This is a genomic window from Acinetobacter sp. P1(2023) (assembly GCF_028367635.1).
In the GTDB taxonomy this organism is placed as follows: domain Bacteria; phylum Pseudomonadota; class Gammaproteobacteria; order Pseudomonadales; family Moraxellaceae; genus Acinetobacter; species Acinetobacter pittii_E.
Genome location: NZ_JAQNDD010000008.1, coordinates 80202 through 106120, shown reverse-complemented (window position 1 = coordinate 106120; position 25919 = coordinate 80202). Strand labels below are relative to the sequence as shown.

The 25919-nt window shown below is 39.7% G+C and carries 22 protein-coding genes and 1 pseudogene; 16 read left to right on the top strand and 7 right to left on the bottom strand.

What is annotated here, in order from left to right; all coding sequences use genetic code 11:
• The first annotated feature begins 285 nt into the window (after positions 1-285).
• Positions 286-1992, top strand: coding sequence for a D-lactate dehydrogenase (gene dld, locus POD11_RS12940; RefSeq protein ID WP_262457430.1), 1707 nt, complete (start codon positions 286-288; stop codon positions 1990-1992).
• Positions 1993-2040: 48 nt separating this feature from the next.
• On the opposite strand, the gene POD11_RS12935 is transcribed toward dld, so the two are convergent.
• Together POD11_RS12935 and POD11_RS12930 are read right to left on the bottom strand one after the other, a co-directional pair.
• A complete protein-coding gene (locus POD11_RS12935; RefSeq protein ID WP_240062216.1) occupies positions 2041-3255 on the bottom strand; it encodes an amino acid aminotransferase in 1215 nt (404 codons plus the stop codon).
• A gap of 335 nt (positions 3256-3590) precedes the next feature.
• A pseudogene (locus POD11_RS12930) lies at positions 3591-3725 on the bottom strand (hypothetical protein).
• Between the two features lie 45 nt (positions 3726-3770).
• Here POD11_RS12930 and POD11_RS12925 point away from each other — a divergent pair.
• The 8 genes from POD11_RS12925 (at position 3771) to POD11_RS12890 (ending at position 12960) form a co-directional block, all read left to right on the top strand.
• Positions 3771-4481: a GntR family transcriptional regulator gene (locus POD11_RS12925; protein ID WP_001153627.1), complete on the top strand. Its 711-nt coding sequence runs from the start codon at positions 3771-3773 to the stop codon at positions 4479-4481.
• Positions 4474-5358 carry a methylisocitrate lyase gene (prpB, locus tag POD11_RS12920; protein WP_005071840.1) on the top strand — a complete coding sequence of 295 codons (885 nt, stop codon included), beginning with the start codon at positions 4474-4476 and terminating at the stop codon, positions 5356-5358. The genes POD11_RS12925 and prpB overlap by 8 nt, the downstream gene beginning before the upstream one ends.
• Positions 5359-5623: 265 nt before the next feature.
• Complete coding sequence (gene prpC, locus POD11_RS12915; protein WP_004795430.1) at positions 5624-6781, top strand: bifunctional 2-methylcitrate synthase/citrate synthase; 1158 nt, start codon at positions 5624-5626, stop codon at positions 6779-6781.
• Positions 6781-9387: a Fe/S-dependent 2-methylisocitrate dehydratase AcnD gene (gene acnD, locus POD11_RS12910; protein WP_262457428.1), complete on the top strand. Its 2607-nt coding sequence runs from the start codon at positions 6781-6783 to the stop codon at positions 9385-9387. The genes prpC and acnD overlap by 1 nt, the downstream gene beginning before the upstream one ends.
• 76 nt (positions 9388-9463) lie before the next feature.
• Positions 9464-10927, top strand: a complete 1464-nt coding sequence (locus tag POD11_RS12905; RefSeq protein WP_262457427.1) for a caspase family protein — start codon at positions 9464-9466, stop codon at positions 10925-10927.
• Positions 10928-11358: 431 nt separating this feature from the next.
• The gene (locus POD11_RS12900; RefSeq protein WP_001983336.1) at positions 11359-11493 is read left to right on the top strand and encodes a zinc ribbon-containing protein; all 135 of its coding nucleotides are present in this window, start codon (positions 11359-11361) and stop codon (positions 11491-11493) included.
• Between the two features lie 124 nt (positions 11494-11617).
• Positions 11618-12193: a DUF4126 domain-containing protein gene (locus tag POD11_RS12895; protein WP_057053931.1), complete on the top strand. Its 576-nt coding sequence runs from the start codon at positions 11618-11620 to the stop codon at positions 12191-12193.
• Between the two features lie 266 nt (positions 12194-12459).
• Positions 12460-12960 carry an NUDIX hydrolase gene (locus POD11_RS12890; protein ID WP_262457483.1) on the top strand — a complete coding sequence of 167 codons (501 nt, stop codon included), beginning with the start codon at positions 12460-12462 and terminating at the stop codon, positions 12958-12960.
• Positions 12961-13316: 356 nt separating this feature from the next.
• On the opposite strand, the gene POD11_RS12885 is transcribed toward POD11_RS12890, so the two are convergent.
• Both POD11_RS12885 and POD11_RS12880 read right to left on the bottom strand, forming a co-directional pair.
• Positions 13317-13601, bottom strand: coding sequence for a hypothetical protein (locus tag POD11_RS12885; protein ID WP_262457424.1), 285 nt, complete (start codon positions 13599-13601; stop codon positions 13317-13319).
• Between the two features lie 675 nt (positions 13602-14276).
• Positions 14277-14969 (bottom strand): tetratricopeptide repeat protein, encoded by a 693-nt coding sequence (locus POD11_RS12880; protein ID WP_262457422.1) that lies wholly within the window; start codon positions 14967-14969, stop codon positions 14277-14279.
• 262 nt (positions 14970-15231) lie between these two features.
• Between POD11_RS12880 and POD11_RS12875 the strand changes: the two genes are divergently transcribed.
• Genes POD11_RS12875 through POD11_RS12865 form a run of 3 tightly spaced genes read left to right on the top strand, consistent with a single transcriptional unit; the run spans position 15232 to position 19210 of the window.
• Positions 15232-18018, top strand: coding sequence for a type VI secretion system Vgr family protein (locus POD11_RS12875; protein ID WP_262457421.1), 2787 nt, complete (start codon positions 15232-15234; stop codon positions 18016-18018).
• Entirely contained in the window at positions 18008-18745 is a 738-nt protein-coding gene (locus POD11_RS12870) for a hypothetical protein (RefSeq protein ID WP_262457419.1), read from the top strand. The genes POD11_RS12875 and POD11_RS12870 overlap by 11 nt, the downstream gene beginning before the upstream one ends.
• 6 nt (positions 18746-18751) lie before the next feature.
• The gene (locus POD11_RS12865; RefSeq protein WP_262457417.1) at positions 18752-19210 is read left to right on the top strand and encodes a hypothetical protein; all 459 of its coding nucleotides are present in this window, start codon (positions 18752-18754) and stop codon (positions 19208-19210) included.
• A gap of 77 nt (positions 19211-19287) precedes the next feature.
• Here the strand turns inward: POD11_RS12865 and POD11_RS12860 are convergent, their stop codons facing one another.
• The 3 genes from POD11_RS12860 to POD11_RS12850 form a co-directional block, all read right to left on the bottom strand.
• A complete protein-coding gene (locus POD11_RS12860) occupies positions 19288-20349 on the bottom strand; it encodes a zinc-binding alcohol dehydrogenase family protein (protein WP_262457416.1) in 1062 nt (353 codons plus the stop codon).
• Positions 20350-20353: 4 nt separating this feature from the next.
• A complete protein-coding gene (locus tag POD11_RS12855) occupies positions 20354-20971 on the bottom strand; it encodes an FMN-dependent NADH-azoreductase (protein WP_262457414.1) in 618 nt (205 codons plus the stop codon).
• Between the two features lie 87 nt (positions 20972-21058).
• Positions 21059-21760 (bottom strand): SDR family oxidoreductase, encoded by a 702-nt coding sequence (locus POD11_RS12850; RefSeq protein ID WP_262457413.1) that lies wholly within the window; start codon positions 21758-21760, stop codon positions 21059-21061.
• Between the two features lie 81 nt (positions 21761-21841).
• Here POD11_RS12850 and POD11_RS12845 point away from each other — a divergent pair, with 81 nt between their 5' ends.
• The 4 genes from POD11_RS12845 (at position 21842) to POD11_RS12830 (ending at position 25919) form a co-directional block, all read left to right on the top strand.
• Complete coding sequence (locus POD11_RS12845) at positions 21842-22432, top strand: TetR family transcriptional regulator (RefSeq protein WP_262457412.1); 591 nt, start codon at positions 21842-21844, stop codon at positions 22430-22432.
• Positions 22433-22552: 120 nt separating this feature from the next.
• The gene (locus POD11_RS12840; RefSeq protein ID WP_262457411.1) at positions 22553-23137 is read left to right on the top strand and encodes a TetR/AcrR family transcriptional regulator; all 585 of its coding nucleotides are present in this window, start codon (positions 22553-22555) and stop codon (positions 23135-23137) included.
• 197 nt (positions 23138-23334) lie between these two features.
• Positions 23335-24534: an MFS transporter gene (locus tag POD11_RS12835; RefSeq protein ID WP_262457409.1), complete on the top strand. Its 1200-nt coding sequence runs from the start codon at positions 23335-23337 to the stop codon at positions 24532-24534.
• Positions 24535-25217: 683 nt separating this feature from the next.
• Positions 25218-25919, top strand: coding sequence for a DUF1003 domain-containing protein (locus tag POD11_RS12830; RefSeq protein ID WP_262457407.1), 702 nt, complete (start codon positions 25218-25220; stop codon positions 25917-25919).

The window sequence follows — 25919 nt, the reverse complement described above, 5'->3', positions numbered from 1 at the left end:
CAGCCTCAAAATTTGATGATTTGCTAATGTGTTATGTATAGGCATTTGTCACTTTTGAAAGGTCAAAAGTAACCAAAAACCTTTTGTTGAGCAAACCGCACTTCCTTGTGCGGTTGCTCAACAGGCGGCATCCATGCCGCCCCACGATAGTAAATGTAGGGCTGATTCGAATTAGAGAATGAGCTAATTAAATTATAAATTACAAATAGTAAGCTCCGTCGTGCTGATCTGGTTCTAGCGTGGATTACAGCTAGATCTTATATGGATGACTAAAAGGAAACCATCATGCAAACATTTTCTCCTCAAGCAGTGATTGAACGTTTACAAAACATTGTAGGGCGTTCTCATGTTTTGACCGATGACCAAAGCACGCGTCAGTACCGCCAAGGTCGACGTTTTGGTGAGGGGAAAGTGCTTGCTGTAGTGGTGCCGGGCACATTGTTAGAGCAATGGCAGGTGCTTCAAGCTGCTATTGATGCAGATTGTATCGTCATTATGCAGGCGGCCAATACGGGACTCACAGGTGGTTCAACGCCATATGGCGATGACTATGACCGTCCTGTTTTAGTCATGAGTACGCGTCGTTTAAAGGGTATACAAGTCATTCATGGCGGTAAGCAAGTGATTTGTTTACCGGGTGCGACCTTAGATAATTTAGAGCAAATTTTAAAAGGCTATGACCGTGAGCCGCATTCGGTGATTGGTTCATCTTGTATTGGTGCATCAGTACTTGGCGGTGTCTGTAATAACTCGGGCGGTGCCTTGGTACGCCGTGGCCCTGCATACACTGAACTGGCGTTATATGCTCAGGTGAACGCTGCCGGTCAATTAGAACTGGTGAACCATTTAGGGGTGAATTTAGGCTCGACTCCTGAAGAAATTTTGACGCGTTTAGAAAAACAGCAGTACCAAGCGGTAGATATTTTAGATGATAGCGAAAAGCAGGCATCGGACCATCGCTATGCGCATGATGTGACTCAAGTTGATGCAGATACGCCTGCCCGTTTTAATGCAGATCCGTCACGTTTGTTTGAAGCATCAGGTTCGGCAGGTAAAGTCTGTGTGTTTGCTGTACGCCTTGATACTTATGAAAAAGTAGAAAGTAATGTCTTTTATATTGGTACTGATGATGCCGATGATTTAACAGCGATTCGCCGTTATTTACTGACCTCACTGCCAAGCCTACCGATTGCGGGGGAATATATTCACCGAGATGCTTACTTAATTGGTGAAAAGTACGGTAAAGACACGTTCTTATTTATTGAAAAATTTGGCACAGCCAATGTTCCTAAAGCCTTTGCGATGAAAGACAAAGTCGATGGCTTTTTAGAAAAATTTAAAATTAAAGGCTTAACAGATCATATTTTGCAGGCCATTACGTTCTTTTTACCGAGTCATTTGTCTAAGCGTATGACCGAATATCGGGATCGTTATGAGCACCATTTAGTTTTACGTGTCGAAAATAATTCGAAAGCACAGACTGAGCAGTTTTTAAAAGAATATTTTGCAGTGCATCCGTCAGGCAGCTATTTCGTATGTAGCGAAGAAGAAGGGCGAAAAGCGTTCTTACACCGTTTTGCGATTGCAGGGGCGGCTATTCGTTATCGCGATACGCACCGTAGTGAAGTTGAAGATATTGTCGCGCTTGATATTGCGTTACGTCGTAATGACCGCGAATGGGTAGAGCAACTGCCAGCCGAGATGGAAAAGAAAATTCTCCATAAACTCTATTATGGGCATTTCTTTTGTCATGTTTTCCATCAGGACTATATTCTTAAAAAGGGCCATGATCCTTTAGAAATGGAACATCAAATGTGGAAGTTGCTGGATGCGCGACGTGCTGAATATCCGGCAGAGCATAATGTCGGGCATCTCTACATTGCTAAACCTGCATTGGCCAATTTCTACCAAAAACTCGACCCAACCAATAGCTTTAATGTGGGTATTGGACATACCTCAAAACTGAAATATTGGGGCAAAGCTAAATCTTAACCTCGATAAATAAAAAAAGGCGCCGAAGCGCCTTTTTTAATGGATGATTTATGCTGCTTCTACAGATTTAGCAAGCACTTCTGCCATCGCTTTAGCAACAGTGTAAACATTGTTCATGTTTAAACCTGCTACACAAATACGACCACTACGTACTAAGTAGATTGCATATTCTTCACGCAAGATATCCACTTGCTCAGCAGTTAAACCAGTGTAGCTGAACATACCTTTTTGGTTTACAAGGTAGTTAAAGTCACGGTCTGGTAATGCTTTAGTGAGTTCATCTTTCAAGATGCTACGCATTTTAATAATACGCTCACGCATTTCTTTTACTTCGCCTTGCCATTGTTGGTTAAGTTCAGCGTCATTTAACACTTCATCAACTAACCAAGCACCTGTTGTAGGAGGGCTAGAGTAAATACGGCGTACAGTTGCTTTTAATTGACCAAATGTACACTGAGCAGCTTCTGCATCGTCACATACGAAAGTTAAACCGCCAACGCGCTCACCATATAAAGAGAAGATTTTAGAGAACGAGTTGCTCACAATGAAGTTTAGACCCGCTTGGTCTAAAGCACGGATTGCATACGCATCTTCTTCCATACCGTCACCAAAACCTTGGTAAGCGATGTCTAGGAATGGAATAAGGTTACGGTCTTTTAATACCGCAATTACTTGGTCCCACTGCGCTGGGTTTAAGTCAGCACCCGTTGGGTTGTGGCAGCATGGGTGCAATAACACAATGCTTTGCTCAGGCAAAGTTTTAAGTGTTGAAAGCATACCGTCAAAATCTACACCACGCGTTTCGTTATCGAAATATGGGTAGAAATGAGTTTTGATGCCAGCGCCATTGAAAATCGCAACGTGGTTGTCCCAAGTTGGTTGGCTTACCCAAACGTCTGAATTTGGGAAATAAGTTTTTAAGAAATCCGCGCCAACTTTCAAAGCGCCTGAACCACCAAGTGTTTGGATGGTTACAGCACGGCCAGCTTTAACTGCTGGGCTGTTTGCACCAAATAAAAGTGCTTGAATTGCTTCACGGTAAGGTTTGAAGCCTTCCATTGGCAAATAAAGTTTGGTTTTACCGTTTTTAGGCTCGATACGCTTTTGCGCTTCAATAATGGTCTCTAACTGAGGAACAATACTGTCTTCGTTATAGTAAAGACCAATACTCAAGTTTACTTTTTCAGAACGAGTATCAGCATTGAACTGTTCCATTAAAGAGAGAATTGGATCGCCTGCGTATGGGGGGATATGTTGAAACATCAAAAAAGTCCTTTCATTCAACAATATGCATAGTGCTGGGTTTTTTCTGTCTCGAAAAATACGCCACAACTATGTCGATGCTCAATAATGTATCAATAAAGCTACCGTGAAGCACCTGCTAATTTCACTAATATCGATATTTTCTGGCTGAAAATGATAAAAAGATTTAAAAGAAATTACGGTAAATAGATACTAATTTCTAACTCATGATTTCATTCAAGCAGATTGTCTACAATCTTGCTGTAATACATTGGTTGTAGACTAAAGTTTGAAACAAAAGATTAGAGGCCCAAAAGCAACTGAAAAAGAGCCATAAAACCATAGATAAATTGAAACTAAGTTATTGTCTTATAAATATTAAATTGAAAGTGGTTTAATGTTTTAAATATAAGGTGATATAAGCGGTCAAACGATAAAGATTGACCTGATGCGTTCTATAAAGTGTCAACAATCACCTTGATTTTTTTCATTCACCCCGCTATAAAACTCATAATTGATTAAAAATTGTCGACAATATGCAAGATTTGACCTTCGCACCAGAGCCTCTACAAAGTCAGGGAAGAACACTGACCGAGAATGTATTTAAACAAATACAGACGGCGATTGTTTTGGGTCAAATTCCGGCAGGTAGCAAAATTTCTGAGCCTGAACTGGCACGGACTTATGGCATCAGCCGTGGGCCTCTGCGTGAAGCGATTCATCGCCTTGAAGGACAACGTTTGGTTGAGCGTACTGCACATGTGGGCGCGCGCGTGGTTTCGCTGTCACTGCAACAGTTTAAAGAGCTTTACCAGATTCGTGCTTCTTTAGAAGGTTTGGCCTGCAAACTTGCTGCGCAGCATATTGATAAAAAGCAAATCTTGGCGTTACGTGATGTATTGCGTATGCACGCTGAAGATGAAAACTTTAAAGCAGGTAAAGGATATTACTTGCAAGAAGGGCAGGACGATTTTCACTACTGCATTATCAAAAGTAGTGGCAATAAAACCCTAGAAAAAATGCTATGCGATGAGCTTTATCACCTCATTCGTATGTACCGAATTCAGTTTTCAAACACACCCGATCGACCGAGCAAAGCTTGGGACGAACACATCCGTATTTTAGATGCAATTGCAGAAGGCGATGGTGAACTTGCCGAGCTGCTGATGCATCGACATATCAATGCTTCTTACAAAATTATTGAGCAAACATTGCTACAAGCACAAGGAGAACATAACAATGGCTAAACAATCCGCAGGTCAGCTATTTCGCGATGCAGTAGCCCAAGAAAAGCCATTACAAGTGGTTGGAACCATTAACGCCAATCATGCACTTTTGGCAAAACGTGCAGGTTATAAAGCGATTTACTTATCAGGTGGTGGTGTAGCCGCTGGTTCTTTAGGCTTACCTGATTTGGGAATTAGTAACCTTGATGATGTGTTGACAGACGTACGCCGTATTACCGATGTCTGTGATCTTCCATTATTGGTTGATGCCGACACTGGTTTTGGTGCTTCTGCATTTAACATTGCTCGTACTACAAAAGCACTTATCAAGTTTGGTGCTGCGGCAATGCACATTGAAGACCAAGTGGGCGCAAAACGTTGTGGTCACCGTCCAAACAAAGCCATTGTGACTCAAGAAGAAATGGTTGACCGTATTAAAGCCGCGGTTGATGCACGTGGTGATGACAGCTTCGTGATTATGGCACGTACCGATGCGTTGGCTGTAGATGGTTTACAAGCGGCTATTGACCGTGCAGGTGCCTACATTGAAGCGGGTGCGGACATGCTATTCCCTGAAGCAATTACCGAGCTTGATATGTACAAGCAATTTGCTCAGAAGACTGGTGCCCCAATTTTGGCAAACATCACTGAGTTTGGTTCTACACCACTGTTTACTACTGAAGAGTTAGCATCTGCTGATGTAAGCCTTGCGCTCTATCCGCTTTCTGCTTTCCGTGCCATGAACAAAGCAGCCGAAACTGTGTATGAAACCTTGCGTAAAGAAGGCACACAAAAGAATGTGATTGATATTATGCAAACGCGTAAAGAGTTATATGAACGCATTAACTACTATGCGTTTGAAGACTACTTAGATAACGCATTTGCTAAAAAGAAATAATAAATTAAAAAGTTGATTAATTGGAATCTGATACTCGGAGGCGTCATCTGCAACTGTTTGAGACAGGACTACATTTTTTAAAATTGGTTCTGCGATAGATAGGATATTCGATGGTTGTGGACGAGTTTTGCAGATGACAATGGTTTTGCCTACTTTTCCCGAAAGAAAAGTAGGTCGAACCGAAGGTTAATCCCGAAATAAGAAGTGAAAACGGTGCGACTCCGTCGTGCTTAATAAATAAATTCAGATAGGAAAGGACAATCTTATGAGCTCAAATGAAACAACAACAGGCTTCAAACCAAAAAAATCAGTTGCACTTAGCGGACAAGTTGCAGGCAACACAGCACTATGTACCGTAGGACGTAGCGGTAACGACTTACACTATCGTGGCTATGACATTCTTGACCTTGCAGCAGGTAGCCAATTTGAAGAAGTTGCTCACTTGCTCGTACATGGCAAATTACCAAACAAAGCTGAACTTAAAGCCTATAAAGCAAAATTAAAAGCACTTCGTGGCTTACCAGCCGCACTGAAAACAGCACTTGAGCAATTACCACCGTCTGCACACCCAATGGACGTAATGCGTACAGGTGTTTCAGTTCTTGGTTGTTTAACGCCAGAACACGAAGACCACAATGAAGCTGGCGCAAAAGACATTGCTGATAAATTAATGGCAAGCCTAGGCTCAATGTTGCTTTATTGGTATCACTTCAGCAACAACGGCCGTCGTATTGAAGTTGAAACAGATGACGACTCAATTGCAGCGCATTTCTTACATTTACTTCATGGCGAAAAGCCATCTGAAGAATGGATTCAAGCAATGCATACATCTCTTATTTTATATGCTGAGCATGAGTTCAACGCATCTACATTTACCTCACGTGTGGTTGCAGGTACAGGCTCTGACATGTACTCGGCAATTACAGGCGGTATTGGTGCACTTCGTGGACCTAAACACGGTGGTGCGAACGAAGTTGCATTCGTCATTCAACAACGTTACGACAACGCAGACGAAGCAGAGGCTGACATCCGTAAACGTGTTGAAAATAAAGAAGTTGTGATCGGTTTTGGTCACCCTGTATATACAGTTTCTGACCCACGTAACGAAGTGATCAAGAAAGTTGCGCACGACTTAGCAGAAGCACAAGAGAACACCAAAATGTACCTTATCGCTGAGCGTTTAGAAGCAGTGATGAAAGAAGTGAAAAACATGTTCCCGAACCTCGACTGGTTCAGTGCAGTGAGCTATCACTTAATGGGTGTTCCAACTGCAATGTTCACACCACTGTTTGTGATTGCACGTACAGCAGGCTGGTCAGCGCACGTGATTGAACAACGTCAAGACGGCAAAATTATTCGTCCAAGCGCGAACTACACAGGCCCTGAAAACCTCGAATTTAAACCATTGGCGGAGCGTGGTTAATGAACACAAAATACCGTAAACCGCTGGCAGGTACCCAGCTTGAATATTACGACGTGCGTCAAGCCGTTGAAGATATTCAGCCAGGCGCATACGAAAAACTGCCTTACACCTCAAAAGTACTCGCAGAGCAATTGGTACGCCGTGCCGATGCCGAGAATTTAACTGCCTATTTAACGCAGTTAATTGAACGCCGTCAGGACTTGGACTTTCCTTGGTATCCAGCGCGCGTTGTGTGTCATGACATCCTAGGTCAAACTGCATTGGTTGACCTTGCAGGTTTGCGTGATGCGATTGCTGACAAAGGCGGTGACCCATCTAAAGTTAACCCAGTTGTACCAACACAGCTCATTGTCGACCACTCTTTAGCAGTGGAATACGGTGGTGCTGACCCAGACGCTTTTGCAAAAAACCGTGCTGTTGAAGACCGCCGTAACGAAGACCGTTTCCACTTTATTGAGTGGACCAAAACCGCATTTAAAAATGTTGATGTGATCCCTGCGGGGAACGGCATCATGCACCAGATTAACCTAGAGAAAATGTCTCCGGTGATTCAGGCGCGTGATGGCGTAGCATTCCCAGACACTTGCGTTGGTACAGACTCACACACACCACATACAGACGCTTTGGGCGTAATTTCTGTAGGTGTGGGTGGCTTAGAAGCTGAAAACGTAATGTTAGGCCGTGCATCTTGGATGCGTCTGCCAGACATTATTGGTGTTGAGTTTGTAGGTCAGCGTCAGGCAGGCATTACTGCAACAGATATCGTACTTGCTTTAACCGAATTCTTGCGTAAAGAACGCGTGGTTGGTGCTTACCTTGAGTTCTTTGGTGAAGGTGCTGACAGCATGTCTGTGGGCGACCGTGCAACCATTTCGAACATGACACCAGAATATGGCGCTACGGCTGCCATGTTCTATATCGACCAAAACACGATTGACTACTTACGCCTAACAGGCCGTGAAGATTCTCAAGTGGCATTGGTTGAACAGTACGCAAAAGAAATCGGCCTTTGGGCATCTGATATGACCAAAGCAGAGTACCCACGTGTACTACGTTTTGACCTATCGACAGTCACACGTAACATTGCTGGTCCATCAAACCCACATGCACGTGTTTCAACTGCGGATCTAAAAGAAAAGGGTATTGCGGGTGTTGTTGAAAACCGTTCTGACGGCTTAATGCCAGATGGCGCGATTATTATTGCTGCAATTACTTCATGTACTAACACCTCTAACCCACGTAACACTGTGGCGGCAGGTTTGTTGGCACGTAAGGCAAATGAACTTGGTTTGGTTCGTAAACCTTGGGTGAAATCATCATTTGCACCGGGTTCAAAAGCGGCTGCACTTTACCTTGAAGAAGCAGGCGTTCTAAAAGACTTAGAGCAACTTGGTTTTGGTATTGTGGCTTACGCTTGTACGACGTGTAACGGTATGTCGGGCGCGTTAGATCCAGTCATTCAGCAAGAAATTATTGACCGTGACTTGTACGCAACAGCAGTACTCTCTGGTAACCGTAACTTCGATGGCCGTATCCATCCTTATGCAAAACAAGCGTTCTTGGCATCTCCACCACTAGTTGTGGCGTATGCGATTGCAGGTACGATTCGTTTTGACATCGAAAAAGATGCGCTAGGTCATGACAAAGAAGGTAAACCGATTTACCTCAAAGACATTTGGCCATCTGACGCTGAAATTGATGCATTAGTAAAACAAGCCGTGAAGCCTGAACAGTTCCGTAAAGTCTACATTCCAATGTTTGACTTAGGCGTAACTGAAGAAGCTGAAAGCCCACTTTACGACTGGCGTCCGCAAAGTACTTACATCCGCCGTCCACCCTATTGGGAAGGGGCGTTGGCTGCACCACGTACTTTGGCAAACATGCGTCCGCTTGCAATTTTGGGTGACAACATCACCACCGACCACTTGTCGCCTTCAAATGCGATTTTGATGGACTCGGCTGCGGGTGAATATCTTCACAAAATGGGCGTACCAGAAGAAGACTTCAACTCATACGCAACGCACCGTGGTGACCACTTGACTGCACAACGTGCAACATTTGCCAACCCGAAACTCTATAACGAAATGGTGGTTCGTTCAGACGGTACCATTAAGCAAGGTTCAAAAGCGCGTGTAGAGCCAGAGGGCGAAGTGATGCGTATGTGGGAAGCGATTGAAACCTACATGAACCGTAAACAGCCATTAATTATTATCGCGGGTGCTGACTACGGTCAGGGTTCAAGCCGTGACTGGGCTGCAAAAGGTGTACGCCTTGCAGGTGTTGAAGCGATTGTGGCAGAAGGTTTTGAGCGTATTCACCGTACCAACTTGGTGGGTATGGGCGTGTTACCACTTGAGTTTAAACCGGGCGTAAACCGCAAGACTTTAAAACTAGATGGTACAGAGCTTTATAGCGTGATTGGTAATATTGCGCCGCGCTCGACTTTAACTTTAGTGATTGAACGTGCCACAGCAGATGGTAAAGAAGAGATTGTTGAAGTGCCTGTGACGTGTCGTTTAGATACAGAAGAAGAAGTTTCTGTATATGAAGCGGGTGGAGTATTACAGCGTTTTGCGCAAGACTTTTTAGAAGGCCAAGTGGCTTGATATTTAGTCTATAACTGATTGAAAAATATTCTAAAAGGCCCTACTTTAAAAGTGGGGTTTTTATTTTAGGATAACTATGACGAATTTAGCAATTTTAATTGGTGTGGCTGACTATCAGTATATAAATAAGCTTTTACCATGTAATAGAGATGTTGATTTAATATCTAGCATTTTGGATATTTCAGGAAAATACCAAGATATTTTACTATTAGACCGCAGCCCTATAAGTTCAATAGCTAAAGATCAAATAGCAGAGTTTGTCCGACTCCATCAAGAAGATGATATTAATGAGATTTTTATTTATTACACAGGGCATGGTGCAAGAATTAAAGATGATTTTTTCTATTTATTTGCGGATTTTAATGAGCAACGTTTAGAACAAACCTCACTTAGGAATAGTGAGTTTGATGCAATGCTGAAGTCCTTGAAGCCTAAGCTTACAGTGAAAGTTATTGATGCATGTCAGGCTGGTACGGAGTATATAAAATCGAATCAAGAGTTACAGTTGATCTTTGATAAATCCTCTAAGGAAAGTTTTAATAAAGCATATTTTTTATTTTCCTCTTCAAGTGTTGAAAGTTCTGTTGCCTTACAGGATTTTAGTGTATTTACAAAAAGTTTCGCAAAATCTCTACTGAGCGTTGAGGGTCAAAATATTAGATATAGGGATGTCATGGCGTATATATCTGACGATCCAAATGTCAAAAAACATCAGACTCCATTGTTTATTCAGCAAGCAGATAATACAGAAATTTTTATTAATATTTCAGAAGAAATAATAGAAGTGGTTAGTAACCTGTTAAATCAAAATACGTATCATGATGAGTTGAAAGATAAGGAAGATCAATTAATGGATACATCTACTGATATTGATGAAAATGATTTTTTATCATCATTAGTAAAAAAGGTTAAAAATAGAGGAGAAGATTTTTGTAATGAAGAAGAGGCTCAAGAATCTATTAATCAACTCAAAATAGCTTTTTTGAATTATGAGTGGGCAAAAGACATATCCGAACATCTATTTGATATTGAATTAGAATTCAATGCAACTACTCCTTATTTGGAATCCAAAACAGAAATAGCAGATTGGATTTCTGAATCTGAAGAAGAATATTTTACTAAATTAAACTATACACAAGAGTCATATGAAGTTGATGTCCCTGACACTAATTTATATAGAATGGTAGCGGGTGGATATCGTACAGTTACAAAATATCGAGATGTTTTGAATGGGTATAGATTGACAGCCCCATCTCCATTTCAAACATTGATTATTCAATTTAAACCTAAAGAACAAATATTAAATTGGTACAAGGGTTTCATAACATTAATCTTCTCAAAGTCAAAATTAACTGTTTTTTATAAATTTGAACGAGAAAAAGAAAAAAACTGGAGCGAACGTTTTATAGAGGAACAAAACGAATGGAAAACAGTCGATTGCTCTCTAAAAAAGATAGATGAGATTCATAGTATAGCTTTACAGGTAATGAAAGATATTGAAACTCAAATTATTTCTGATATTCAAAGCCTAATCGATTAATTTAAATAAGAGATATAGGAAAGTTTTTCCTTTTTATCACTATTTTTTGAAATGAAATAATAAGGCATAGACATTCTAATTCTTAAACTCTTAACAAGAGAATAGTTATTGATATAAAAAAAGCCCGACATCCTGTCGGGCTTTTTCGTATTTGGTTGCTAGATATGACTCCTGTCGTATCTCACGCTCCTGGTGCTTGAACCTATTATTGTTGTTTTGTGTTCCGGAACATCCTGTTCCTGTATGAACTCATCATAGGAAAAAAGGGGGGAGTCGCCAATCCGTTAAATCCCTAAATCTATGTAAGATAAATCGTACAAATAACATTTTTTGCATTTATGCCATCATCATCGGGCGAAATGGACAATTGACATTCACTTTAAGTGGGTTATATTCCTGTTTAATATATATACGATTATAGGAATGTAATCATGGTAACAGCTGGCGAAAAACCCGGAACAGGCTTTTATTTCTGTGCTCAATGCGGACATCGAGTGTTTTTAGAAATTAACACCGACCCTTTACCACCTTGCACGAAATGCTACTGCACACAATTTAAACGTTAAGAATGAAATAATATTTGCGTTCGCATTTAACAAAAAGCCCTGTCACCCGATGGGGCTTTTTGTTAATTTAAAAATAAGACTTACATAACAAGACCCGCGATGGGCATTAAAAAAGGAAACCGTTATGGAAACAATATTGGGTTTATGTATTGGTGTGGGCCTGAGCGCTGCCTGCGGTTTTCGGGTGTTTGTGCCGCTATTGGTCATGAGCATTGCAACCATGATGGGATGGTTTGAGCCATCAAAAGGTTTTGAATGGTTGGCTATGCCGTCGGTGTGTTTGGCGTTAGGTGTGGCAACGGTGTGTGAAGTTGCGGCTTACTATATTCCGTGGGTCGATAATGCCTTGGACACAGTCGCAACCCCTGCGGCTATGATCGCGGGTACGTTAGCAACCATGGCGGTTAGCAGTGGAGAAATGTCTCAGTTTGCCAGTTGGGCAGCAGCGATTATTGTCGGTGGTGGTACGGCAGGTGTGGTGCAAATGAGTACCGTTGCTGCACGTGGTGTTTCAACTGCAACTACAGGTGGCTTAGGGAATTTTGTTGTTGCAACAGGTGAATGGATTGGAGCGATCTTACTTTCAGTTTCGGCCATGTTAGTGCCTGCACTAGTTGCAGTAGTGGTGCTGATTGCAGTTATCTGGGTAGTGCGTTGGATCCGCCATAAAAAGCAGGAACAGGCACATAGTCCTCTATAGGTTTAGCCTAAACATCACTTTAAATAGCAATAAAAAAAGCCCAACGTCCTGTTGGGCTTTTTCGTATTTGGGTACTAGATATGACTCCTGTCGTATCTCACGCTCCTGGTGCTTGAACCTATTATTGTTGTTTTATGTTCTGGAACATCCTGTTCCTGTATGAACTCATCATAGGAAAAAAGAAGGATGTCGCCAATCCGCAAAATCCTTAAAAGCTTGTAGGTTAAAGCGTACATTGAGAAATGATTTAACTTTTTAAAATGAATATGAATAATAGCCACCTTGTTACTTTAAGAAAAATTCAAATGCGTATTAGAAAATCTTCAAGACTATTAGTTCTTAATGAAAATCATCAAATTTTGTTATTTCAATTTACTCATACAAATGATGCTTTGGCTGGACAATCATATTGGGCAACTGTTGGTGGTGGGCTTGAAGAAGGGGAAACCTTCGAGCAAGCAGCTTGCCGAGAGCTTTATGAAGAGTTAGGTGTAGTAAGACAAAACATAGGCGCTCATGTTGCAACACGCAATTTTGAAATGATGTTACCGAGTGCGGAAGTCGTGATTTCTGAAGAAAGGCTTTTTATTGTTTCTATTAAAAATGAAGAAGTGAATACAGCAAATTGGTCTGAACATGAAAAGCTTGTGATTAGCAAAAGTCGTTGGTGGACATTTGATGAACTGAGCCAAACAGAAGAGATAGTTTATCCAAATAACATTCCTAATATTCTTGCAGAGAGTCTGCCTGAAATTTTCAAACCCTAAATTTTGTCTAAATCTTCAGATATAAAAAAAGCCCGACATCCTGTCGAGCTTTTTCGTATTTGGTTGCTAGATATGACTCCTGTCGTATCTCACGCTCCTAGTGCATGAACCTATTATTGTTGTTTTATGTTCCGGAACATCCTGTTCCTGTATGAGTTCATATTAGGAAAAAAGAAGGATGTCGCCAATCCGCAAAATCCCTAAAAGTTTGTAGGCTAAAACGTACAAGAATGCTTTTTATTGATCTTATTTAGAATTCGACTTAGGCCTCTGTGCCACAACAGACTTTAATCTTTTGCGCTGATTTAAAGTAATAAACCATTGCAACACAGAGATAAGGGGGCCAAGCCAAACGCTTAACCCAGACTACTTTTGTCACACCGCTGCATGACGCTAAAGAAAGTAGGGGCAAAGTCCTGTGGGAGAACAGGACTTTGCAAACTGACATGTTCTAGCTGCTGCATCAGCTTGGGAGAGTAGGTTTGTTCAAGTCGCTGATAAATACATTCGCAACTGGTTTTGCTGTGCCCACCCGACAGGCAAATTTTTTCAAAATCCTGTTGGGTGTGTAAGTTACAACCCGAAATTCCCAAGCTCGCTAAAACTAAACTTAAAGCCAAAATAGGTTTATAAATTGTCATATTATTCTCATAATGATTTATATCTATGAGTCGAATTAAAATACAATTCGTTTTAAGGTTTTAAATAATTTTTAGGTAATAATTAATCCTCCCATGAATTTAGGAAAATAAAATAATTAAAATTTTAAAATAAAAAATAGATTGTGAATTTAAAAAATCAGGCAATAGAAAACCTAAATTTTAAATAAATAAAATAATTAATCTAAAGAGGGAATAAGTTTTAAAAGTGTCATGGTCAACTCCTTATAATTTATGGAGTCCTACCACCAGATTACCGCGAATTAATTTATGGTGGTAGAACGAAAGGGGGTTGACAGACTGGGATCCATGGAACCAGCACGCACGGGGCGTCCCCCTCCCGTCCTACCGCAAAGAAAGGGGACGCAAGGGTCTAACAAATTATAGTAGAACTATAATCCGCCGTGGATCAACGGTCTGTCAAAACCGACTGGCAATGTGGCCAGCAACGAGATAATAATCGGTGATTTTAATTACGTCAATTTAATATTCAAAATATTTTTGATTTAATAATAAAACTAAATATATTTTTAAAATAATGGAATTAATATTTATATTTAATTAGAAAAAATAAATAATAAAAAGAATTGTGCATGCGGTTTTATTAATAATAGTAATTCATTATCTTATAAATAAAAATATTATGAGTAACTACCTTTATTCTAAACTTTTAAGTATTTCTTTCGCATCTGCATCGCCTGTATTGGCAGCTTGCTGGAACCATTTCTTTGCCATTTCTAAGTTTTTCTGTGTGCCTTCACCATTTAAATACATCTGGGCCAAGTTGTATTGGGCATCGCTTTCATTGTGCTCGGCTGCTTTGGTGTACCACTTCAGCGCTTGCTCATCACTTTGGGTGACGCCGTGACCTTTTTTATATAGCTGAGCTAAATTATATTCTGCAGGTGGGTAGCCTTGCTCGGCAGCACGACTGAACCACTCAAACGCCTTTCCATAGTCTTGCGCAGTTCCTTCACCTCTGTTGTATAACACCCCTAAGTTATATTGCGCTTTCGCATGGTCCTTGGACGCAGCCTTTATAAAATAATCAAAAGCGCGTTTGGCATCTTTTTCGACGCCCGTACCTGTGTAATACATCATCCCTAAACTATATTTTGCCCCCATACTTCCATTTTGGTCGGCCGCAGTTAGCCATTTAAACGCTTGTTCATAGTTTTTAACAACGCCTCGTTCGCCGCTTAAAAGCATCATGCCCAAATGATATTGAGCAACAGCTTGCCCTTGCTCTGCACGATATTGAATATCGGCGACACTCGGTTCCGCAAATGCTAAAGAATGAAATGAGAAAATCACGGTAAATATATAAAAAGCAGACTTTTTTATTTTCATATCTCATCCTGAATTTTATTAATTTGAATGTTTGGGTTTCTTGAATATCTATTTGAATATGAAAGAAAAATATTAAATATACCTTGGTGGATTATAAGACTTTAAAATGATCTAATTTTACCGATTAAATACCTATTTAATAACAAATTAACGTAAAACAGCATATTTAGACTAGTTACATTTTGAAAATGAGTATAGATAGACAGATTAGTCTTTTATTAATTAAAATGCGGCTTAAATATAAGTTTGATTGATAATAAAAATGCAGATGAGTGTGTCGAGTATATTGGAGCGTTTAGGCCTTGTTTCACAAAATCGTGCCGTCCATATCCAATTCTCAAATCAGTCTTTAAACCAGCAAGTTTTCTTACAGCGCATTGAGGGCGAACATACGCTCAACCAAGGTAGCGTTGCTGAGTTACTGTGTCTGTCGACGAACGCGCATATTGCATTAAAACAATTTATTGGCTGTCAGGTTGCCATCGATCAGGTCACGGACACTGGTCAGTTTTTTAGAACCATGGGCATTATTACCGAAGTGAGCCAAGGTCAAAGCGACGGCTCACTCACCATTTATAACTTAACTTTAAAAGATCCAACTGCACTTTGGCATAAACGTCGTAATAGCCGCGTGTTTATGAACAAAAGCGTGCGCGATATTAGCGAAATTCTGTTTAAAGAATGGCAGGGTAAAAGCCCGCTGTTTGCCTCAAGCTTAACGCTCGACACAGCAGGTTTAACGAAAGACTACGATGTGCGTCCATTTGTGATGCAGTCAAACGAAAGCGATTATGACTTTTTAACCCGTTTGTGGCGTAGCGAAGGTATTAACTGGTTAGTCGATGAATCACAGCTTTTTGTCACCGACCCGAATGCGTCCATTCAGCCACAAGTCTTGCGCTTAATTGACGATAACCAACACTATCAAGCGCTTGAACGTCGTAGCCTACGTTATCAACGCAGCAGTGCCACAGAACAGTTCGATACCATTACCCAAGTTAAAGCTGAGCGCCGCTTACAGCCGACGTCTGCTCATGTGCAACGTTGGCAAGCCGATGCCCTACAACAAGAAGAGGGTAGTGGTAGCGTACAAGGCACACAAAAGCACAGTGAACACTATGACAATGCCAGCCTAAACCTTGAAGATGCATGGCATGTCAGCCCCGCGTGGATGCAGGACTTAAACGGTGAAGACCAAGCTACAGCTTCAGGCAATAGCCAGATTGAACAGCTTAACCAGCATATTAATGCTTATCATCACTTGAGTTCGAAACAGTTTACAGTTTCAGGTAATGTCCGCGATGCACAGGTCGGTTACTGGTTCGAGCTGAATGACCACCCTGAACTTGACCAACATGACAGTGCCGACAAAGAGTTCTTAATCTTAAGCAAGCACTACTACAACCAAAATAATTTACCAAAAGAATTACAACAGCAGCTTGAACGCCTGTTACCAAAAGACAAGCTCAAGGCAGCTCAACTCGACAGCCAAAACCCTGAGCAGCGCCACTTTGCTGAGCTGAATGTGGTTCGACGCAACATTAAAGCTGTGCCTGAATATCACCCCCTAGAACACCGACCAGCAGCCTATCCGCAGCGCGCTAGAGTAGTTGGGTTAGAGGGCGAAAGCATTCATGTCGACCAATGGGGACGTATTAAAGTCCGCTTCCTGTTTACTCGAACTGATGACCATAGCCATGATGGTGGAGCAGGCAGTAATGACAATGACACCGATTCCGCTTGGGTCGATGTACTCACCCCGTGGGCAGGTGCAGGTTATGGAGCACGCTTTTTACCACGTGTCGGTGAGATTGTTGTGATCGACTTCTTTGACGGTAACATTGACCGCCCGTTTGTGGTGGGCCGTATTCACGAAGCTGAACGTCACCCAACCCAGTTTGACCAGAAAGGCCAATTACCTGACACTAAAAAACTCAGCGGTATCCGCTCAGAAGAAGTTGATGGTAAGGGCTTTAACCAACTCCGTTTTGATGACACCACAGGCCAAATCAGTGCCCAGCTCCAAAGTAGCCATGCGGCAAGCCAATTAAACCTCGGTAACTTAAGCCATCCAAAAGACAAAGCGGAAAGTGAAGGTCGAGGTGAAGGCTTCGAGCTCAGAACAGACCAGTGGGGCGCAGTAAGAGCAGGCAGTGGCTTACTCCTTAGTACTCATAAACAGGATCAAGCCCAAGGCGTACACCTAGATGCAAATGAGGCTAAACAGCAAATTGAAGGCGGGCTTAGCAATGCCAAAGCACTCAGTGAAGTTGCTAAAAATCAGCAAACTGACCCGTTAGAAAATTTAGAAAACCTAAAATCCTTTATTGAAAAACTTGAGCAGCAAGACAACGCAAAAGCCAAAACCTTTAAAGAAGCAATTATGCTGCTGGCAAGCCCCAATAGCATCGCGCTGAGCAGTAACGAAGACATTCACTTAAGCGCAGATGGGCAGCTTAACCAAACTGCCGGAGACAGCATTAACCTGTCTACCCAAAAGAATTTAATCGCGCATGCCCAAAACAAGATCAGCCTTTTTGCGGCTCAAGAAGGGGCGAGACTCTATGCAGGCAAAGGCAAAGTCGAGATACAAGCGCAAGGAGATGGAGCAGATTTAATTGCCCGTCAAGCTGTTCAGATTATTTCATCAGAAGACAAAATTGAGGCGACAGCAGCCAAAGAAATTGTGCTCACCGCAGGCGGCTCTCAAGTCAAAATTACTGGTTCGGGCATTTTTATGACGACAGGCGGCAAGTTTGAGGTGAAGGCGGGGCAGCATTTATTTATGGGGGGAGGGAGTGCGAATGCTAATGTTCCTGCGTTGCCCGATTTGCGAATTAAAACCGAGCATCGTAATTTCCAAGCTATAGATTCATCTAAGAATGAACCATTAGAGGGAATACCTTATTCAATTTTGAATAAAAGAACGGGAATAAAATCTTATGGTTTTACTAATGAGAAAGGAATGACGAAAACCATAAAATCTGCTGAAAATGATGAATTAGTTGTTAATTGGTTCGAACAGGAAGATTTAGTAAATGGGGAATAATACAACCACAAGTACTACAACAAATACAGCTAATCCACCGACCCAGAAAGTTCCTTTGAAACCAGAAGCTGAGTTACATCTACTAGTAGGGAGTGCTTATGGGGAAGGAGATAGAGAATCACCATATGGCCATACTGCTGTTTATATTAAGTTGAAAGGTAAGGATTATATCTATGATTTTGGTAGATATGGGAAGACGAAACCTGAAAGCTTTGGTATTTTTACTTTAGAAGGAGCTAATAGTCCCCGCGGAGAAGGGATATTAAGGATTTGGAGTAACTTTGACGCTTATATTGCTGATGAAAATAGCCAAGGCGTAGGAACTTCAAAAACGAGGACAACCCATGCTTATGGCTATAAAATCTTTGATAGTCAGGCTATGTTGGTATTAAATTATTATAATAATTTATTGAAAACAGCCACATTAAGACGAAATGAAAAATACTATAAAAGTTATGCTTTATCTCAGGACTATTTTGCTTTAGCCCCTAATTGTACTACTCAAAGTTTAGAAGCAACGAAAAAAGCAATTCCAAGTATGGCGAAATCAGGCCATATGTTTGTAAATGCTGAGAAAGTACTATCCACTACAGTAAAGCTAGCATTTAAAGCAAGTAAATATGAAATGCCAAAATACCTATTTTTACCCGATAATTTAAATGATTATTTAATGAAGTCACCTGATGTAAAAGTAGATATTAAAAATACATATCATCTTAAAAAGTAGGGATATATGAAAAAAAATCTGGTAATAATCATATTAGGAATTTCGTTTTTAATTCAATTAGTTTTAAATTTTTATCTGTGGAGCTCTAGAGAAATGCCTAAGATACATATTTTAGAGAGGCCTCTAAAAATTTCTTCAAATGGTGATAATTATTCAGAATATACAATTCTTCCGGCAGGGACAGTTTTATATGATGATAGTGATTCTTTAAATAGAAGAGTTATGGTTTATTTCAATTTACAAGGTGTAGATTTTAAGTTTGAAGAGCAAGATCCTGAAATATCCAAGCAACCAAGTGAAGTACGTTCTATTAGAAGTACAGAGCTAAGTGATATTTTAAAAACTATTCCTTTAACTAAGAAGGATATCTATTTAATTATTAAACATGATGACAGTATAAATGACTCCGTACGTTCTATTCTCTTTAAAAAATATAAAATTGATCCATCAGAGTATGAAAAATAATTAAAGAATTCCAATACATATACAAATAAATTTAAAAATTAGAAGAAGCATACTTTCTTAAGCTTCTTCTAATTTTACTACTCACTCACTACGACAATTTTACCAATCGTCTTATTTGACTCAATCAACAGATGTGCTTGTTTGATGGTTTTAGCATTAATAGGATGTAGAGATGTAAGTCTTGGTGAAATAATAATATTTTGATCAATCATTTTTGCGATATAACTTAAAATTTCAGACTGTTTTGTCATATCTGGGGTTTGGAAAATGGAACGAGTAAACATAAGTTCCCAATGAAATGACAAACTCTTTTTCATCAATAGATTGAAATCGTGGGGATGAGAAAAGGGAACAATACTGCAAATTTTTCCAAATGGCCGAGTCATATTAGATAGTTGATCAAAATATGAATCTGGTGAATTACAGATCAAGACATAGTCGACCTCAGAGTAACCCAATTGGGCTAATTGAGTAGTGATGTCTTGAGTGTGATCTATAATATGGTCGGCTCCCAATTTTCTACACCAATCACTCGTTTCTTGCCGTGAGGTAGTAGCGATAACAGTTAACTGCGGTACAAGTTTAGCAAGTTGAATTGCCATCGAACCCACGCCGCCGGCACCACCAATCACCAACAAAGATTTTGGTTGGCTTTCATCATCTTCTAAAAGAAGATCTACATGGTTTTTACTAATTTGGACTGATAGCCTTTCAAATAGTGCTTCCCACGCGGTTAACGATACCAATGGTAGAGCAGCGGCATCTTCTATAGAAATACTCTGAGGCACGTGGGCAATTAATCTTGAATCAATTGCATGGTAAGCACAATTCCCCCCAGATCGATTGATATCACCTGCATAATAAACCGTATCTCCAATTTTGAATTTTCCAAAGACTTTAGAACCAATTTCAACGATTGTTCCTGCAACATCCCATCCTAGAACTGTAGTTTGGTTATCTTTCGTTTTTCTACGTCGCGCACGCGTATCGGCAGGGTTAATTGAAATTGCTTGAACTTTAACAATAACATCGTGAGGCAGTGCTTCTGGGTAAGGAATTTGAACATCCATAAATGAATCTGGATGCTCAAGTTCTACTGGCTCGCAAATAGCAACTGCATAATTTATTTTGCTATCCATAATCTTAGGCGATCAGTTTCTCGATATTACTCATCACATCTTGCTTTGTTTTCTCATAATCTGTATTCACTACTGTAGGTGAAATATGAATATTCTCAATATCACTTACACCAATAAACTTTAACCAGTCATTAAGATAAGGTGTTGCGAAGTCAGAACCGAAGTTATTAGAAATACCTTGGTAATACACACCACTAGCAATCACGACATATGCTTTTTTATCATTTAACAATGCTATATAACCTGTAGAGGGATCAAAACCAAACGCCCAGCCTGGCTGAGTTACGACATCAATAAACTGTTTTAAGATGTAAGGAATATTGTTGTTCCAAAGAGGGACGTTAAATACATAGATATCAGCAGATGCAAAACGATCATAAACTTCTTTAATTTTTGTCCATGCTTCTTTTTCTTTAGAGTTTGACTCTTGTCCTGTGAACAATGCCATTTTTGCGCCAACAGCATTTTTATTAAACGCAGGGAGGTCATCTTCAAAAAGATTAAGTTCATCTACAACCAAATCGTGATGCTTAGCCTTAAGTTTAGTAATCACCTGTTCAGCAATAAGCAAAGACTGACTATTCTCACCACGAGTTGATGAGTTGATATGAAGGACTTTCATAGTTTTCTCTATATTAGAAATATTTTAATGTTTGTTATTTAATAAATAATTTGAAATTTATTAAATAGTTCTAGATAAGGAATTATTTTAGGCAGCTTGAATTGCTTCACCACAAAGAGAGACAGTTTCTTGTTTATGTTGGTGTAAGTACCAAAACTGTTCCGCAATCGTTTGTGGATGTACCGTATAAGCTTTATCTTGTGCACCTGGCGTTCCATCAACGAAACCATTCACAATAACTTGGCTCACATATACATCAGAGTCTGCTAGCGTATGAGCAAGTAAATTGGTGGTTTTATATTGAGCGGCTGCAGCAATTGCTAAAGCTGAATATTCTTTGGCAACCAAATCAATTCCTACTGCATTGAACGCGAAAATTCCGTTTGCCGATAAAATACTACCGTGATTCTTTTCTAAATCTGGTAGGCACGCTTGTACCGTAGCAATATAGCTTGAAACACGAATATGGAAGCTTTGGGTGAGGTCTAGCGGATTGGTTTCTAAGATGTTGCCTTCAATGTCATGAAAAGCATTCCAATGAATATTTTTAATCTCTCCGAAGTGGTCTTTAATACGTTTTACGAGATTTGGTATATTTTCAAGAACTGCTAAATCACATGTAAAAGTATAGGCTTCTATACCGTGTGTTTTAAGTTCTAGAATGGCCTTTTCGAGTTTTTCAGCATTTCTTGCCACTAACCCGATTTTATAGCCTTCTTTACCAAACTTATGTGCTACGGCTTTGGATATACCTGTTCCATAGCCAAAAATTATAATATTGTTGTTCATTATAAAGTTCCAAAAAACCAACTATTTGGTTGGAAATATTTTATAATATGTTTTAATAATATATGCAAGTGAAAAATAATTATGTCGTGGGATACTGAAGGAACAAAACAAAAAATCTTGAAAGCTGCAATTAGTGAGTTTGCTTTGCATGGTCCAGATGGCACCACTGTTGATAAAATTGCAAAGATTGCAGGTGTTAACAAAGAGCGTATTTATAATTATTTTGGAGCAAAAAGAGAGTTATTCGACGTTGTTTTAAGTAATGAGTTAATAAAAGTTGCGCAATCTGTACCTCTTAAATCTTTTGAAGAAGAAGATATTACTGAATATGCTGGGCGTGTGTATGACTATCATTGTGCACACCCTGAACTGAGTCGTTTATTGCTTTGGGAAGGGTTGATTTACTCTTCACAAGAAGTGCCAAATGAAAACATCCGCTGCGAAAATTATAATTGTAAAATTGAAGCAATTAAAAAAGAACAAGATGAAGGCAGGGTAACCGATGAAATTGAAGCAAGCTATTTAACTTTCCTGATTTTAGCACTTGCAAATAGTTGGTTTATGTTGCCTCAAGTTGCCAGAATGTTTACCCCGATCGAGGATATTGATAATCCTCATGAAAAGCGCAGGGCAATGATTATTGAATCGGCTAAGCGGTTACTAATGAAATAGTTTTTATAAATAACCTCAATCTACAAATTCTAATTAAATCATCTGATTAATTTTTTAGTTTGACTTCTCTATCTTCCTAGCCTAAATTAACTGGAACGATCGTTCCTGTTAAGTCTAATTATGCGTACAAAAGAATTTGAAACTGATGAAATTGCTGATGCTGCAATGCAGGTTTTTTGGCGTCGTGGTTATGCTGCAACTTCAGTTCAAGACTTGGTTGATGGTACGGGCTTATCTAGAAGTAGTCTTTATAGTACTTTTCAGAGTAAACAAGGGCTTTATCAAAAAGCATTACAACGCTATGAGCTTTTAACCACACTTAATAATGTGGAATTGTTAGGTGGTTCAGGTTCTCCAAAAGCACTTATTAGGCAGTTACTTGTAAATATTGTTGAAGATGAGCTGAACGATTCAGAGCATAAAGGCTGCCTCATCGCAAATGCCTGTTTAGAATTGGCTGGACATGACGAAGATGTCTCCAAATTCGTTATAAGTAATTTACAGAAAATCCAGCATGCTTTAGAGAATTTGTTAATTAAAGCTCAACTATCTGGTGAAATTTCTTCTACGCAAAACCCACGTGCATTAGCGAGTTTCTTTGTAAATAATATTCAAGGTTTACGTGTTTTAGGGAAAGGTAGTCCGCTTGAACAAAGAAAGCAATGTTTAATGGATGTGGTCGAAATTGCTTTAAACGTTTTATAAAACTCATTTAAACCTTAACTATTGTTGAGCTGAATAGTTAAGGTTTTTATTTAACTTAAATTGGAATGACCATTCCAGAATGTGATTTTTAGTTTACACGGAGAACAAATGCCTTCCCATCCTAACGTTATTAAACAAGCTTGTAGCTATACAGAGCAGATTAAGTACGCTGCAAGCGAATTTGAGAGAAAACCTTTATGAATACTAAGTGTGATGAAACATCTCCTCAGTTAACTGATGAATTCACTGCTCAATTACCGATTTGGAAACTGTTGGCTTTTACAGTTGCAGGCTTTCTAACGATCATGACAGAAACTATGCCAGCAGGGCTGTTGCCCCAAATCAGTCAAGGGCTACATATTTCAGAAGCTTACGCAGGTCAGTTAATAGCAGTATATGCCTTAGGTTCGGTTTTAGCCGCAATACCTCTGATTAGTCTTACTCGTAGTTGGAATCGAAGACCCTTGTTACTCAGTGCTATGGCGGGTTTACTTTTATTTAATGCAATTACTGCTTTATCAAATAATTATATTCTGACTTTGATTGCTCGTTTTATTGCAGGGATGGCAGCGGGTGTTATTTGGGGGCTTTTAGCAGGTTATGTAAGACGCATGGTGTCAGCATCGTATCAAGGACGAGCTTTGGCAATTGCTGGGGTTGGGCAGCCAATTGCTTTGGCGATTGGTGTTCCTTTGGGTGCATGGTTAGGAACACTGTTTGAGTGGCGTGGCGTATTTTGGATTATGTCTTTATTGGCATTGATTTTATTTGTCTGGATTCGTTTTAGTATTCCTGATTTTGCGGGACAGTCAGCACAAAAAAGATTGCCCATTTTAAAAGTTCTTTTAATGCCAGGCATTAGAGCTATTTTATTCGTTGTCTTTCTTTGGATATTGGCTCATAACATTCTTTATACCTATATTTCGCCATTTTTGGCCTCGACAGGGCAGGCATACAAAGTTGAGACCATTCTTTTTATGTTCGGCATTTCTTCTATAGTGGGTATTTTGCTTACGGGGATGTTCATCGACCGTTCATTAAGAAAAATAACACTTATCAGCTTATTTATCTTTGCAATCGCAACAGTACTATTAGCGGTTTATAATTATTCAAGTTTTGTCGTACTCACGAGTGTAGTGTTATGGGGAGTCACTTTTGGTGGGGCTCCGACCTTATTACAAACAGCCTTGGCAAATACTGCGGGTCACGAAGCGGATCTGGCACAGTCGATGTTGGTCACGGTATTTAATCTTGCGATCGCATTCGGTGGTATGGTGGGCGGGGGCTTGCTTGAAAGTTTTGGCGCGGCTTCTTTTCCATGGTTTATGCTAGTTTTTGCCCTTATCGCGTTATCTATCGTTTACCTTGCCCATAAACATGGTTTTATTTCTTCATAAAAGATTTTTGCTCTTCATGGCTATGAAAGTAAAGGGTGATTTACTTTTTATAGCCTGATGCACTGCTAATAAAAATAGTTGAAGATTTGGTAAAATAAACCGAAAAATACAAATAAAGTGGAATTTAAATTTAACTAATTATAGGTAAATGGGAATATATTCTTTTAAATTTGCCTAATGGCGTAAAAATTCCCAAAAATAATGAAAATTCGCTTTTCTTAGAAAAACAATCCCGCAGGATGCTGGCTAAACTATATCTCAAGGGTGTGATAGGGATCGAAAAGAGTAGCATGCACCAAAACGTATAACGTTAGTGTGTACTCACCCAAAAGGTCTCGATTCGGCTTAGGACGCTATAGATCAAAAGTTTATAGGCACAAGGTTATAACTTACAAAGTTATGATTGTTGAAGTAAACCATAGATGTTTTCCCTTGACACCCTAAAAAATTCTCCATAATAAAAATGATACTTTATAAGAATATAATTCATATATAAGCCTTATTTTTCTGCGCTACCTCCTGACATTAAAATCTCATCATATGAAGCCTGTGATGTCTGTCTCTCGAAAAATATTACCAGCGGCTTTACAGATTTTAGGCTAGATAACTATTTTTATTTACGATGTGATCAGCCAAAATTGTTTATATAATAATCTTATTATCATAATAACGAGCTGAATAATATGGAGAATAAAAATCAGTGTCGGCAATGCGCCGTTTGTGGAAAAAGCTTTCCCTTAAAAGATCTGGTGTCTGGTGAAGTCATTCGTAATGTGATCAGTGATGAAATTTTAAAAGACTATCCAGATTGGAATTACTTAAGCTTTATTTGTCGGGCCGATCTGGCAGATTATCGAATTAAATATGTTCAGTCGCTATTACGCTCGGAGAAAGGCGAATTATCGAATTTAGAAAACGAAGTGATTGGTAGTATGCAACGCCATGAGTTGATTAGCCGAAATACCGAATCCGACTTTGATCAAAAATGGACGTTTGGGGAAAAATTAGCAGATAAGATCGCAACCTTTGGTGGTAGTTGGGCTTTCCTTATTTGCTTTGCTCTATTTTTAACGGGATGGATTATTTTAAATACAGTCGTGATGGTAGTCCGCCCCGTCGATCCTTATCCCTTTATCTTGCTGAATCTAGTATTGTCATGTTTAGCTGCAATTCAAGCGCCTATTATTATGATGAGTCAAAATCGCCAAGAAGCCAAAGATCGGCTGCGTTCCCAACATGATTATCAAATTAATTTAAAAGCTGAGCTTGAAATTCGCCATTTGCATGAAAAAATGGATCACCTTTTGTCGCATCAGTGGGAAAGGCTTGCGCATATTCAAGAAATTCAGCTTGATCTTTTAGCCGAAATGAATAAAAAACGATAA